The organism is Campylobacter concisus, from assembly GCF_902460845.1.
In the GTDB taxonomy this organism is placed as follows: domain Bacteria; phylum Campylobacterota; class Campylobacteria; order Campylobacterales; family Campylobacteraceae; genus Campylobacter_A; species Campylobacter_A concisus_X.
In genome coordinates this window covers 106544-119179 of sequence record NZ_CABPVS010000006.1, presented here as the reverse complement: position 1 = coordinate 119179, position 12636 = coordinate 106544, and the positions used below count along the sequence as shown (strand labels likewise).

The window sequence follows — 12636 nt, the reverse complement described above, 5'->3', positions numbered from 1 at the left end:
TAAGACTCGAACTTATGACATCCACCTTGTAAGGGTGGCGCTCTACCAACTGAGCTAAGCGACCTAAAATTTAAAAAATATCTGGCGACCCTTAGAGGATTTGAACCTCTGTTTCTACACAGAGAAAGTAGAGTCCTGAGCCACTAGACGAAAGGGTCATAAACCCAAAAATGGTGTCCTGCGTTGGATTCGAACCAACGGCCCCCTCATTAAAAGTGAGATGCTCTACCGACTGAGCTAGCAAGACATTTGTTTAAAAAAGAAATGAGATTATACAAAAAACATTATTGCATGTCAAGAAAAGGATGCTTAAAATTTGTTTTTAGTTAACATTGTTGCATGGTTAGGTTGGTTTGGTATCAGTTGATTTGAAAAATACATGATAAATACCACTTGCAAGATATATGAACACCAAATGGATGAATATTGGATTTATTGAATAAAGTTTATTTACATTTAAGTACCTTGTCTTTTAGTATTATGTGGACAGCTATTGCTATACGATAGATGATGCGTGATTCGTGGTAAAAATTGTGAATAATATAGATCAACGATATTGATTGTATATATGGCTAAATAAATTATTTTGAACTAATAAATTGATGCTATAGAGTTATTTAAAGACAGCATATATTTGAGATATCCACCTGAATAAATTCTAATTGTCTCGTGTAAGTTAAACCAAAATTATAGATAGTACTTGAAAAATATTTTAAACTGCAGTCAATAAATAAAAATCTATAAGAACATAAATCTAGGATATTTAAGATTAGGATTAAACCCCATTAATAGGGGTTTAATAAATTAAATAATTATAGTCCATCAAAAGGATTTGAAACTACATCTTTGCGATCTACTATGTAAGGTATAATAGCTGCATGACGAGCTCTTTTGATCGCTTTTTCTACCATTTCTTGATGTCTTTTTGATGTGCCAGTTAAACGCCTTGGCATTATTTTAAATCTCTCTGATAAACAATACTTTAAAAGAGAAGTATCTTTATAATCTATAAAATCAATTTTTGCTTCTGTAAATTTACAATATTTGCGTGAATATTTTCTTTTTTCTGCCATTTTCTATCCTTTAAATTAAAACGGTATTTCGTTGTCGCCATCAAAATTATCGGCGTCAATGTTTATATCAGGGATTTTTTCCTCATAGTACTCTTCTTGTACTTTTTTATTTTGTGGTTGCATTTGCTGTCTTTGTGGTGCTGAATTTTGATATCCACCATTGCCATAGCTATTAGTTGAACCATTATTTCGTTGTTGTGAGTACGAACTATTTTGATTAAATCCACCTTGACTTTGTCCATTAGCTCCGCTATTTCCGCCAAGCATCTCCATATTTTCAACTACGATTGAGTGCTTTGAACGGTTTTGTCCATTGTTGTCGGTCCATTGATCAAATTTTAATCTTCCTTCAATCAGAAGCTTAGAGCCTTTGCTTAAATATTGATTTGCTATCTCAGCTGATTTGCCAAAGAATGATATGTCAATAAAGCATGTCTCTTCACGTTTTTCGCCGTTAGTATTAAATTTTCTAGTAACAGCAATACCGGAATTTCCTATAGCAGATCCACTAGTAGTGTATCTTAGCTCGATATCTCTTGTTAAATTCCCAACTAGTACTACTTTATTGAACATTTTTGATCCTTGATTATTCTTCTGTAAAAGTTTGCTCGTCTACTTTTTCAACTCTTGGCTCACGCGGTGCTCTTGGCTCACGAGGCTCTTTTTTTATAGTTTGTTTGATACCTTTGCAAAGTCTTTCCCAAGCTGCGATTTCGCGTTTATTTTCATATTTAACGCTTAAAAATCTTATTATATCTTCAGTGATCCTTACATTTCTCGTAAGCTCTGCAAGAAGCGCTGGTGGTGCTTTGTAATAGATAACAAAGTATGTTCCACGCTCGTATTTTTTGATGGTATAAGCTAGTTTTCTAGTACCCATCTCAACGACAGTAGCGATCTCGCCACCATTTTTTGTTATAACTTCTTTTACGAAGTCAACTTTAGCTTTAACTTCCTCTTCCGTTAATGTCGGCTTAAGAATAAATAAAAGCTCGTAATGTTTCATTTCTTCTCCTTATGGATATTTAGCTCACTTTGTGAGCAAGGATTTTGCTTTAAGCAAGGGTGGATTTTAGCTTAAAGTTACTTAATATTTGCTGTTGATATGAGATATTGTAAATTTAAAATGGTTGATAATACAAAAATTTCTTTATCCATTTTTGTATTTGTTTTTAGCTCTAACTCGGCTAAATTTAGCGTTTTAAATATCTCTAAATAGGCGTTTAAATTTAGTTTTAGACTATTTGCTTTTAATAAATTTGCGACATTTACAGGCGGTTGATAACCAATTGCCTCATCTAAATTTAATCGGCCATTTATCTTTATATAAGAGTAAATTTTAAATAGTCTAAAAAATGCTTTGTAAAGCGAATTTAGAAGTAAAATTTCATTAAAATTTGGATCTTCTAGATAGGTAAAAAAGTCGTTTTTTATGTCTTTTAGAGCCATAAATTTGTTAAAAAAATCATCAAAATTTATTCCGCCAAGTCCAAAAACCAGCTTTTTTACATCATCTTGTTCGATGTGGGTGTTTAGGCTCTTTAGCTTTGTTAGCTCGCTTGCTGCAAGGTATAAATTTTCATTATGCGTAAAGTAAAGTTCATAAAGTGCGTTTTTGGTTATGTTTAGACCTATTTTGGCTGAGTTTTTGGCTAGTAAATTTATCGCTTCATCTGGAGTTGATGGCTTAAAAAATCTCGCAAAATTTGTCCCAAAAGCCTTTTGCGTATCAAAAACTAGTTTCATATCGGCCTCATAAAGCTCAAACAAAAAGTAGTTGTCCTGGCTTTTTGAGCAAAGCGAGATGAGCTCTTTTAGCTCTTTTGCTGGGATCTTTTTGTCACTTTTTACATAAAGGATATTTTTACCACCAAAAAGTGACTGTTCGCTTAGATGAGAGCTTGCTTGCGCGTAGTTGTACTCGTCAAAGTAAAGACTTAATAAATTTGCATCTTCGCTTGAGTAAAAGCTCAAAATTTCCTTGCCAAAAAGCTCGATCTGAAACTCATCTGCTCCAAAAAGCAGGAAGTAGTTGCTTAAATTTGCATTTGCTAAATTTAGCTCCAAATCTTTTCTATACATCGATCTTTCTTACCACTTTTGCAAAAATTTTAGCGCTCGCGATATCAGCCTCTGTGATCTTTACAACGAGCTTTTGAAGTAAATTTGCGCTGTATCCTGTTATAAAAATCCTAGCTCCAACAAAATGATCATCAAGCTTGGCAACCAAGACATTTTGGTTTTCGCTCACGTAGCAACGCACCTCTTTGCCAATGTTTGTTGCTGCCCAGCGTGCGAATTTCCTATCCATAAAGTCGTAGGCTACCTTGTCGGCCTCTCTTTCAAGCTCGCTTAAATTTGCGCAGGTGCTTTGGATGTTTAAAAGCAAAAAGTTGTAAAGCTTGTCATCTTTTGAAATTTTAGCCTTTAAGAGCCTATGTAAAATAAGGTCAGAGTAGCGTCTAATAGGGCTTGTAAAGTGTGTGTATCTATCAAATCCAAGCCCAAAGTGGCCTAAATTTTCACTTGAGTACTCAGCTTTTTTTTGAGACTTGATGATGAGTTTATCTATCTCTTCGCGGTTGCCCAGTTCATCGGCTTTTATTTGGATCTTTCTTATCAAATTTGCAAGGTCACTCTCGTAGGTAAAGTCAAGCCCCAAAAGTTGCAAATCTTCAAGTAAGGTATCTATCTTTTTAAAATCAGGCGAAGCGTGGTTTCTAAAAACGCCCTTTGTGATGAGCTTTGCGGCAGCTTTATTTGCTAAAAGCATGCAGTCCTCGACTAGCCTGTGTGAGTCAGAGTCACTTTCAAATCTAGTTTGTAAAATTTGACCATTGTCATCAAGGCTCATTCTAAGCTCTTTTGTCCTGAAGTCAAATGCATGCAAAAGTCTTTTTTTGCGAAGCTTTGTGGTGAGTTTAAAAAGTGGCTTGATCCATGAAATTTCACACTCTCTCTTGCCCTCTAAAATTTCATCGATCTCGTCGTAGTTAAAGCGCCTTTTTGAAAGGATGATCGTCTCAAAAAGCTCCTCTTTTTTTACCTCATTATTCGCATCAAGTGAAATTTTAAAACAAAATGCAAGGCGCGGTACATTTGGCTTTAGCGAGCAGATATTTTCACTAAGCGCGCGCGGCAGCATCGGCACTGAAATGTGTGGAAAGTAGATAGAAAAGCCTCTTTTTTTAGCCTCGCTATCAATGGCACTATATGCAGTCACGTACTCGCTCACATCGGCAATAGCAACGTAAATTTCGCGCTTTTTCTCATCAAAATATATGGCGTCATCAAAGTCTTTGGCGTCAACCGGATCGATCGTGCAAAACTCTAGATTTCTTAGATCAATTCTGTTTGGATACATACTAGCATCGACTTCGTCGCCAAAAGCCTTTGCTTCAAGCTCGCAAGCCTCGCTAAATTTATCGTTTTTATTATAAATAGCAAGCGAAATTTTCTCATCACTCAGAGGATCTTCTAAATTTCCTAAAACCTCGACTATTTCGTTATTTAGGTTGTTTACCTTAAGTAGCGTCCCAAGTGGGAGCATCTTTAGGCTTTTTTGCGTCGCTTTTAAGGTAGTGCTTAGTCCAGTTTTTAAATTTACACCTAAAATGGCTGCTCCAAAGCGTTTTATATAGACCACGCTTGTCTCATTGGCAAGCTTTAGGCTCATTACTATTTTAGCGCTTTGGCGTTTTTTCTTAAGCGGCAAAAGCTTTGCTAACACGATATCGCCAAGGTGAGAGTTGTTTAAATTTTTATTTTCTACGATGATATCTTGCTTGAAGCGTTTGTCAAATGGCATGATAAAGCCAGTTGCATTTTGACTGATGTCTAGCTTGCCGCAGACGTAGCCATTGTTTAGGTAAAATTTATCTTTATGGGAGCTTACGGCACCAAGATTTAAGAGATTTCGTAAAATCTCTTTATCTTCGTTTGAAACTTCTTTTTCCTTGATGCCAACTAGTAGTGAGGTTAGAAATTCTTTCACAAATTATCTTTGACTTTAGCGACAGCCATTAAAAACGTATCATGTCCAAAGCCGTATTCGTCAAGAAGAGGTAGGGTATTTTGTATGCTTATATCATCAAGTTGATTAAAGATATTTACAGCTGTTTTTATCACCTTTAGGGCTTTTGCATAGTCTTTTATATGATCTGGTGCCTCTTCTGGATTATTTGAATAGAGTATTGAGCTACTAAGCTCCGTCTCAAGGTTCCATTGTTCAAAAATTTTAGCTGTAACTTCTTCATTTGACATATCTAAAATTTCTGTTTCAAATAGGGCAAGATCGATTGGACTAGATATATTTTTAAGTTTTTCTCTAAATTCGACGTCTTGTTTATTTTCGGCTAATTCATGAGCAAGAACTATCTTGCCAATCTCAAGCATAAATGAAGCTGGAGAGAGAATTTCCAAGCTTTTAGGATTAACTTTAGAATGCCAATTGTACATCAGTGCATTTTGTATTATCGAGATATTTAAAAAATCTTGTGTAGTAATGCCATAAGGCTCTAAATTTATAGAAAAGCTCTTTTTAATCGTACTTGAAAGCGCAAAACCTCGAATAGTAGCCATACCAAAAAGAGAAATAGCTCTTGCGATGGTTGTGATCTCTTGAGAAAACCCATAAAGTGGAGAGTTTGCTGAACGCAAGATATTTGCTGTTAGCATCGGATCCTTTTCGACCACTTTTGTAAGATCACTTATTGAGCTATTTTCGTCCGCATGTAAGCGTTGAATTTGTATAACTGTGTCATCTAATGGTGGAAGTGCTTTGATTTTTTTAAAAACTGATTCATTCATTGAGTTATCTCTTTTTTTGAAATTTCAGCGTATTTTATCAAAATAAATTATCATAAAACTTAAAAAGAGTTTCTATATATTTCAGCCGAATTTTTGCTGGCTAAAGTTATAATTTTGCCAAATTTTAATAATAGGAGTAACAATGGCTATAAATGTTTATTATGATAAAGACTGCGATTTAAGCCTTATTCAAAGTAAAAAAGTAGCAATCATCGGCTTTGGCTCACAAGGTCATGCACATGCTGAAAATTTAAGAGATAACGGTGTAAGCGTTGTGATTGGCCTTTCAAAAGGTGGCAAAAGCTGGGCAAAAGCTGAAGCAAAAGGCTTTGAGGTAAAAACCGTAAGCGAAGCTACAAAGGGCGCTGATGTGGTTATGATTTTAACTCCAGATGAGCTTCAAGCTGAAATTTATAAAAATGAGATCGAGCCAAATTTAAAAGATCATGCTGCTATCGCATTTGGACATGGATTTAACGTTCATTTTGGCCAGATAAAAGCTCCAGCAAATATAGATGTCATTATGATCGCTCCAAAAGCTCCAGGACATACAGTCAGAAGCGAATTCGTAAGAGGCGGAGGTATACCTGATCTTATCGCTGTTGAGCAAAATGCAAGTGGAAAGGCAAAAGAGATCGCTCTAAGCTATGCTTGCGGTATAGGCGGCGGCAGAACCGGCATCATTGAGACAACATTTAAAGATGAAACTGAAACAGATTTGTTTGGTGAACAAGCAGTACTTTGTGGTGGTCTTTGCGCGCTAGTAAATGCTGGTTTTGATACGCTTGTAGAGGCTGGATATGAGCCTGAGATGGCCTATTTTGAATGCTTGCACGAGCTAAAACTAATCGTTGATCTAATGTATCAAGGTGGCATGGCTGATATGCGCTACTCTATCTCAAACACAGCTGAATACGGCGACTACGTAAGCGGCGTAAGAGTAGTTGGCGAAGAGAGCAGAAAAGCTATGAAGGAAGTTTTAAAAGAAATTCAAAATGGCAAATTTGCAAAAGACTTCATACTTGAGAGAAAAGCGGGTTACGTTAGAATGAACGCTGAACGCGGTATAGCTGAGAGAAGCTTGCTAAATCAAACTGGCAAAAAACTTCGCGCGATGATGCCTTGGATAACTAACGGCAAACTTATAGATCAAAATAAAAACTAAGCCTTGAGCGAAAAAAAGACTACAAAGAAGCGACCTACAAAAAAGAGCGCAGGTCGCTCTAACAACAAAACCTATCTTGGTATCGGCATTATCGCAGCTATTTTGATAATAGCACTTAGCGTAGCCCTTAGTATAAAAAATAATAGTGCAGAACAGATAAGCAAAGCAAATGAGCCAAAGATAGAGAAGCAAATTCTAAAAAAAGCTGAGACAAAGGTTGCTAGCAAAGAAAAAAAACAAGAATACGAGAAGAGAAAATACCCTCTAAAATTTGATGAAGATGAAAATTTAAGTAAAATTTTTACCGATCCTAAGCATAAAAGTGAGCTTGTTTTAAATTCAAAAGTTGAGCCAAAAGAGCAAAAAAAGATAGCTGAAGTAAAGAGTGAAGCCAAAAAAGAAGAGATAAAAAAAGAGCAAAACGATACTAAAAATTTACTTGCAAGTTATAAAAACACAGAACCTAGCGTAATAGAAAATGAACAAAAGATAGAGCCATTTTATAGCTCAAAAACTGAACAAAAAACCGAGTTAAAATCTCAAAATTTTGAAGTAAAAGTCGATCAAAATAAAAGCACTGAAATAGAAAAAAAAGAGAAATTTAAAAGCGAGAACACAAAAGTCGAGCCAACTAAAAAAGCTGAAAATTTAACTACCAAAAAGATAGAAAAAATAAAATACGAAGAAAAAAATATAAAAAAAGATAGCTTTGAAGCGGTACCTTTTACGCCAAACGCTAGCATAAAAGGACGTGCAAAGCTCGTTATCATAATAGACGATGTGGCGACATTTGAACATGCGAGTATGATAAAGTCGCTTGGCTTAAAAATCACGCCGTCTATTTTTCCAGCGACAAAGACTCATCCAGATACGCCAAATATCGCAAGAACATTTGAGTTTTATATGATACATCTTCCGATGCAAGCAAAACACTTTGATAGTCCAGAGATAGGCACTCTTACGATCAACGAGAGTTTTGAGAGCATGCACGAAAAGATAAAAAAGATACGCAAAGACTTCCCGCGTGCAAAATATACAAACAACCACACAGGATCACGCTTTACAAGCGATTTTGACGCTATGGATAAGGCTTATAGGGCGCTGATAGAGCAGGGCTTTGTCTTTGTTGATAGCAAAACTATCGCCCAAACCGCAGTAGCAAGAGCTGCAAAAAAACATAATCAGCCATACATTTCAAGGGATATATTTTTAGACGACGATCCATCGGCTAGTGCTGTTAGGCGTGAGCTTGTGGCTGCTGTAAATTTGGCTAAAAAAAGAGGCTATGCGATCGCCATCGGGCATCCAAAGAAAAATACGATCTCGGTTATAAAAGAGAGTAAAAATAATCTTTTAAAAGATGTTGATGTGGTTTATTTAAAAGATATTTTATGAGACTCGACTTTATCCCAGAGCCGTTAAAAAGACTAAAAAATCCACCAAAACAGCTAAATTTTATCGGAGATACTTCGCTTTTATCCTTACCAAAGATCGCAGTTGTTGGCTCAAGAAAAGCAAGTGTTTATACAAAAGAGTGCGTCACAGCACTTTGCGCAGTACTAAAAAGTGCAAACGTCTGTGTGGTAAGTGGTGGAGCAATCGGCGTTGATATCGCAGCTCATAAAGCTGCTATGCCACGAACGATTGGCATTTTTGCGAGCGGGCTTGACACCATCTATCCAAGCCAAAATAAAGTGGCAATAAATGAAATTTACGCCAAAGCCTTGGCTCTTAGTGAGTATGATGAAGGTGAGCCGCCACTTGCTTATAGATTTTTGGAGCGAAACCGCATAGTTGTGGGGCTTTGTGAAGCTCTAGTTGTCGCGCAAGCTGATCTTAAAAGTGGCTCTATGCAAAGTGCGAGGCTTGCAAACGAGCTTAAAATCCCAGTTTATGTACTGCCACAACGCATGGGCGAAAGCGATGGGACAAATTTTTTGCTTGCAAATAAAAAAGCCGAGCTTATTGATGACTATCATAAATTTGCTTCACTTTTTGGCGAAATAAAAGAGCAAGAAAAAACTAGTGACGAGATCTTAAAATTTTGTAAAAATGGTGTAAGTCTTGATGAAGTTTTAGCAAAATTTGGCGATATCATCTATGAGTACGAGCTTGAAGGTCTAGTTGAAATTTCAAATCTAAGAGTAAAGAGCTTGCTATGAGAGAGAAATTTATGGCTATTGATGTTGGGCTAAAGCGAATAGGGCTTGCTTTTGGTTTTGGCGAGATCGTGACTCCGCTTGAGCCAGTGCTTAGAAAAAATAGAAACCAAGCCGCAAGAGATGTGAGCCAAAAGGTAAATGAATATGCCCCAGATACGCTAGTGGTGGGCGTGCCAATCGGTGGTAGTAGCGAAGATGAGATGAGAAGACGCATCGAGCATTTTGTCTCACTTCTTGATGTAAAGGCAAATATTGTCTATCAAGATGAGGCCTTTAGCAGCAGCGAAGCTAGTGAAATTTACACCAATACAAGACGAGATGGTAGGCTAGATAGCATTTCAGCCACTATTATTTTAAAAAGATATCTTGGGATAAATTAAAAAGTAAAAATCGGTCTATTTCTCAAGCGAATTTTTAAAAGCTAGCTGAAAGCTATCTGTGCTAAAAGGCTGCTTTAATACCGTGACATGATTTGGCAGATCGTTAGCCGACTCATCGTTTTTGCAAATGGCTACGATACGAAAATTCTTAATATTTTTAAACTCAAGTATATCCTCTAACATCGCTTCATTTTTTAAAATTTTACTATCGATAAAAATAACAAATGGGGTAAAAATAGAATCTTTTATATGTCTCATTAGATTGCCAATGTCGTTTTTGCCGATAACTTTTAGATCTAAAAAATTTATCTGAGCACTAATGGTGTCAAACAAAGCATCGTCATCGCAAGCAACTAAGATATTTGTATTTGTTTGATTTTTGATATTTATTTGTCTTTGGATGGCTCTATCGCCCGTTAGTGCCGCGCTAAAAGATATTAAAAATTCTCCATCATTATGAGAGATCATAGATTCATTTGCTTTTTTTAGATAGTCATTTATCTTGCTGAGATAGTAATGACTTGGCCTCATTACGCTATGGCTAGATTTTATCTTAATGTCAAAATGTACAGATTTGGGACTATAATTTTTAAGCTGAAAGAGAATGTAAATGTCTGCATATTCGGTAGAGTAAAGGAAAAATTTGCAAATATTTTCAAGTGTTTTTATAAAATTTGTAGCATCAAATTTTAAAAGCCTTGGATAACTTGGATCGTAGCTAAAAATGATGGAATTTTTAGTATCTTGCGCATCTTGGTATATGGTACTAAGAAAAATTTCCATTCTGTTTATGATATCGATAGGCTTATCTTTCATATTATCAACATCCCGTCGCCGTATGAGTAAAATCTATACTTTTCATCAACTGCCGTTTTATAAATTTTCATCGTCTCTTCAAGCCCTATAAAGCTGGTTACTAGCATTATTAGAGTTGATTTTGGTAGATGAAAATTTGTAAGAAGGTAGTTTTGCCTGATAGGCTTATTATTTAGGTTTAAAAATAGCTTGCAAAAGCCGCTTGCTTGCTTGCTTCTTGCAAATTCTTCAACACATCTAGTAACCGTCGTGCCAACGCCAAGGATTGGTTTATTAGAATTTATAATCTCTTGAGCTTGCTCGCTTAGCTCGTAAATTTCTGAGTGCATTTTGTGGTCATTTATATTTTGGCACTCCACACCTTTAAATGTCCCAGCACCAACATGAAGCGTAATGTAGGCGACTTCATGCTTTGCTTTTATCTGCTCTAACATTTGTTCACTTATATGAAGGCTAGCTGTCGGAGCTGCCACTGCACCGCTATTTTTGGCAAATATGCTTTGATACCAGCTCTCGTCATCCTTTGTATCAGCTCTTTTAATGTATGGCGGAAGCGGGACGTGACCAATCTTTTCAAGCTCACTAAAAAGGTGAACATTATCAAGCAAAACGCCATTTTGCGTAAAATTTACCACCCTTGTGCCATCGTCATTTAGCTCAAGCACATTTACTTTTAGGTTATCAGGAAAATTTAAAATGCTACCAGCGCTTACTTTGCCTCTTATATAGACGCTAAATTTATTTTCGCCTATGGGCTGATTTAGCATTACTTCGCAAGCCCCACCGCTTTCTTTTTGTCCTAAAATGCGAGCTTTGATAACTTTTGTGTTATTAAAAATGACCGCTGCGTCCTCTGGGATGAGGCTGGAGAGATCTTTAAATTTGTAGTGTTTTATCTCTTTTGTATTTTTAAAATAGACAAGCAATCTTGCCTCTTCTTTTGGCAAAACTGGCTCTTTTGCGATGAGCTCTTCAGGCAAAAAATAATCATAACTTGAGATGTCGTTTATATTACTCATCGCTTGCTACGTCGCTGTCTTGTTCTTCTTTTTCGTCTTCATCGTCGCTCTTGTTAGCTCTTTTAGCGACGATTATTGAAATTCCATAAAGTCCGATGAGTGGCAGTGCCATTAAGACTTGACTTATTACATCAGGTGGTGTAACGATGGCTGCAAAGATAAAGATGATAACAACAGCGTATCTGAAGTAATCTTTTAGCATCTTGTCATCGACAAGTCCGATCTTTGCTAAGAAAAATGTAATGACTGGTAGCTCAAATGAAATTCCAAAGCCAATTAGTAGTTTTGCAAAAAAGCCAACATACTCGCCAATGCTTGGTAATGCCGTAAAGAGCTGGCCACCAAAATTTACCAAAAATGCAAAGCCAAGTGGGATGACCACGTAGTAACAAAACGCCGCCCCGCACGCAAACATAAATGAAGCTGAGATGACAAATGGGATCACATATTTTTTTTCATTGTCATAAAGCCCAGGTGCGACAAATAGCCAAAACTGCCAAAAAATGATAGGTAGCGCGATCACGACACCAGCAAAAAATGCAACTTTCATCGCTGTAAAAAATGGCTCTTGAATTTGAGTAAATATGATATTTGAGCCAGCTGGCAATACCTGTTTTAGTGGTTCGCTCATCCATGCAAGCAGTGGGTTCCAAAACGTAAAGCAGACGCCAAAGCAGACAAAAACGCTTACTATGCTTATAAAAAGTCTCTTTCTAAGTTCGATTAAATGGGGTCTTAGCTCTTCAAACATTATGCCTCTTTTTTATCGTTTAAGATCGCATCTTTAACTAAATTTGTTGGATTTTGTATATTTTCTACCGTTTTTTTGGTGTCGCTTACGACATTTTGTATATCGTTTGTGATATCATTTGCGCTTTTTTTGATCTCGTCAAGCTCTTCAAAAGTAAGCTTTTTGCGCACACTTTGCGTACTTTTAGTTATGCTTTCTTTATATTTTTGAGCATCTTCTTTTAGCTCAGCTATCTTCATTTCTTGATCAAATGTTGATTTTGCGTCGTTTATGCCTTTTTTAAACATTTTTAGAAATTTTGCAATCTGAACCATCGCGCTTGGCAGCTTGTCAGGACCTAAAACTAACACTGCAATAATGGCGATAACTAAGATTTCAGAAAAACTCATTCCAAACATTTTTTGCCTCTATTAAATTTTATTTAAGCTTTGTATTTTATCTTGACTTTGCTCAAAATTTTA

The 12636-nt window shown here is 36.2% G+C and carries 14 protein-coding genes and 2 tRNA genes; 4 read left to right on the top strand and 12 right to left on the bottom strand.

The annotated features are described in order from the left end of the window. Positions 1-82: 82 nt before the first annotated feature. From F3H00_RS08990 to F3H00_RS08955, 8 genes are all read right to left on the bottom strand, one after another. Positions 83-158, bottom strand: a tRNA-Glu gene (locus F3H00_RS08990). Between the two features lie 13 nt (positions 159-171). After that, positions 172-247 (bottom strand) — tRNA-Lys (locus F3H00_RS08985). A 565-nt stretch (positions 248-812) separates the two neighbouring features. After that, a complete protein-coding gene (gene rpsR / locus F3H00_RS08980; protein ID WP_021091467.1) occupies positions 813-1073 on the bottom strand; it encodes a 30S ribosomal protein S18 in 261 nt (86 codons plus the stop codon). 15 nt (positions 1074-1088) lie between these two features. Next, positions 1089-1646 carry a single-stranded DNA-binding protein gene (locus F3H00_RS08975; RefSeq protein ID WP_103600191.1) on the bottom strand — a complete coding sequence of 186 codons (558 nt, stop codon included), beginning with the start codon at positions 1644-1646 and terminating at the stop codon, positions 1089-1091. Positions 1647-1659: 13 nt separating this feature from the next. Continuing rightward, a complete protein-coding gene (gene rpsF / locus F3H00_RS08970; protein ID WP_021091458.1) occupies positions 1660-2079 on the bottom strand; it encodes a 30S ribosomal protein S6 in 420 nt (139 codons plus the stop codon). A 77-nt stretch (positions 2080-2156) separates the two neighbouring features. Beyond that, on the bottom strand, positions 2157-3155 hold the full coding sequence (gene holA / locus F3H00_RS08965) for a DNA polymerase III subunit delta (RefSeq protein ID WP_148799932.1): 999 nt from the start codon (positions 3153-3155) through the stop codon (positions 2157-2159). Continuing rightward, positions 3148-5067: an RNB domain-containing ribonuclease gene (locus F3H00_RS08960; RefSeq protein WP_148799930.1), complete on the bottom strand. Its 1920-nt coding sequence runs from the start codon at positions 5065-5067 to the stop codon at positions 3148-3150. The genes holA and F3H00_RS08960 overlap by 8 nt, the downstream gene beginning before the upstream one ends. Continuing rightward, positions 5064-5882, bottom strand: a complete 819-nt coding sequence (locus tag F3H00_RS08955) for an HDOD domain-containing protein (RefSeq protein ID WP_021091523.1) — start codon at positions 5880-5882, stop codon at positions 5064-5066. The genes F3H00_RS08960 and F3H00_RS08955 overlap by 4 nt, the downstream gene beginning before the upstream one ends. 142 nt (positions 5883-6024) lie before the next feature. Between F3H00_RS08955 and ilvC the strand changes: the two genes are divergently transcribed. From ilvC to ruvX, 4 genes are read left to right on the top strand one after another with little or no spacing between them, the layout of a single operon-like run. Beyond that, positions 6025-7047: a ketol-acid reductoisomerase gene (gene ilvC / locus F3H00_RS08950; RefSeq protein WP_054196937.1), complete on the top strand. Its 1023-nt coding sequence runs from the start codon at positions 6025-6027 to the stop codon at positions 7045-7047. 3 nt (positions 7048-7050) lie between these two features. Next, a complete protein-coding gene (locus F3H00_RS08945; protein ID WP_103625072.1) occupies positions 7051-8442 on the top strand; it encodes a divergent polysaccharide deacetylase family protein in 1392 nt (463 codons plus the stop codon). Next, complete coding sequence (locus F3H00_RS08940) at positions 8439-9209, top strand: DNA-processing protein DprA (RefSeq protein ID WP_103625071.1); 771 nt, start codon at positions 8439-8441, stop codon at positions 9207-9209. Before F3H00_RS08945 ends, F3H00_RS08940 begins: the two co-directional genes overlap by 4 nt. Beyond that, the gene (gene ruvX, locus F3H00_RS08935; RefSeq protein ID WP_103579911.1) at positions 9206-9589 is read left to right on the top strand and encodes a Holliday junction resolvase RuvX; all 384 of its coding nucleotides are present in this window, start codon (positions 9206-9208) and stop codon (positions 9587-9589) included. The genes F3H00_RS08940 and ruvX overlap by 4 nt, the downstream gene beginning before the upstream one ends. A gap of 15 nt (positions 9590-9604) precedes the next feature. Here ruvX and F3H00_RS08930 read toward each other — a convergent pair whose 3' ends face one another. Genes F3H00_RS08930 through tatB form a run of 4 tightly spaced genes read right to left on the bottom strand, consistent with a single transcriptional unit; the run spans position 9605 to position 12573 of the window. Next, positions 9605-10405 (bottom strand): hypothetical protein, encoded by an 801-nt coding sequence (locus F3H00_RS08930; protein ID WP_103625070.1) that lies wholly within the window; start codon positions 10403-10405, stop codon positions 9605-9607. Further along, positions 10402-11424 carry a tRNA preQ1(34) S-adenosylmethionine ribosyltransferase-isomerase QueA gene (gene queA, locus F3H00_RS08925; protein WP_103625069.1) on the bottom strand — a complete coding sequence of 341 codons (1023 nt, stop codon included), beginning with the start codon at positions 11422-11424 and terminating at the stop codon, positions 10402-10404. The genes F3H00_RS08930 and queA overlap by 4 nt, the downstream gene beginning before the upstream one ends. Then, complete coding sequence (gene tatC, locus F3H00_RS08920; protein ID WP_103625068.1) at positions 11417-12175, bottom strand: twin-arginine translocase subunit TatC; 759 nt, start codon at positions 12173-12175, stop codon at positions 11417-11419. The genes queA and tatC overlap by 8 nt, the downstream gene beginning before the upstream one ends. Further along, on the bottom strand, positions 12175-12573 hold the full coding sequence (tatB, locus tag F3H00_RS08915) for a Sec-independent protein translocase protein TatB (RefSeq protein WP_087577664.1): 399 nt from the start codon (positions 12571-12573) through the stop codon (positions 12175-12177). Before tatB ends, tatC begins: the two co-directional genes overlap by 1 nt. Positions 12574-12636: the final 63 nt, after the last annotated feature.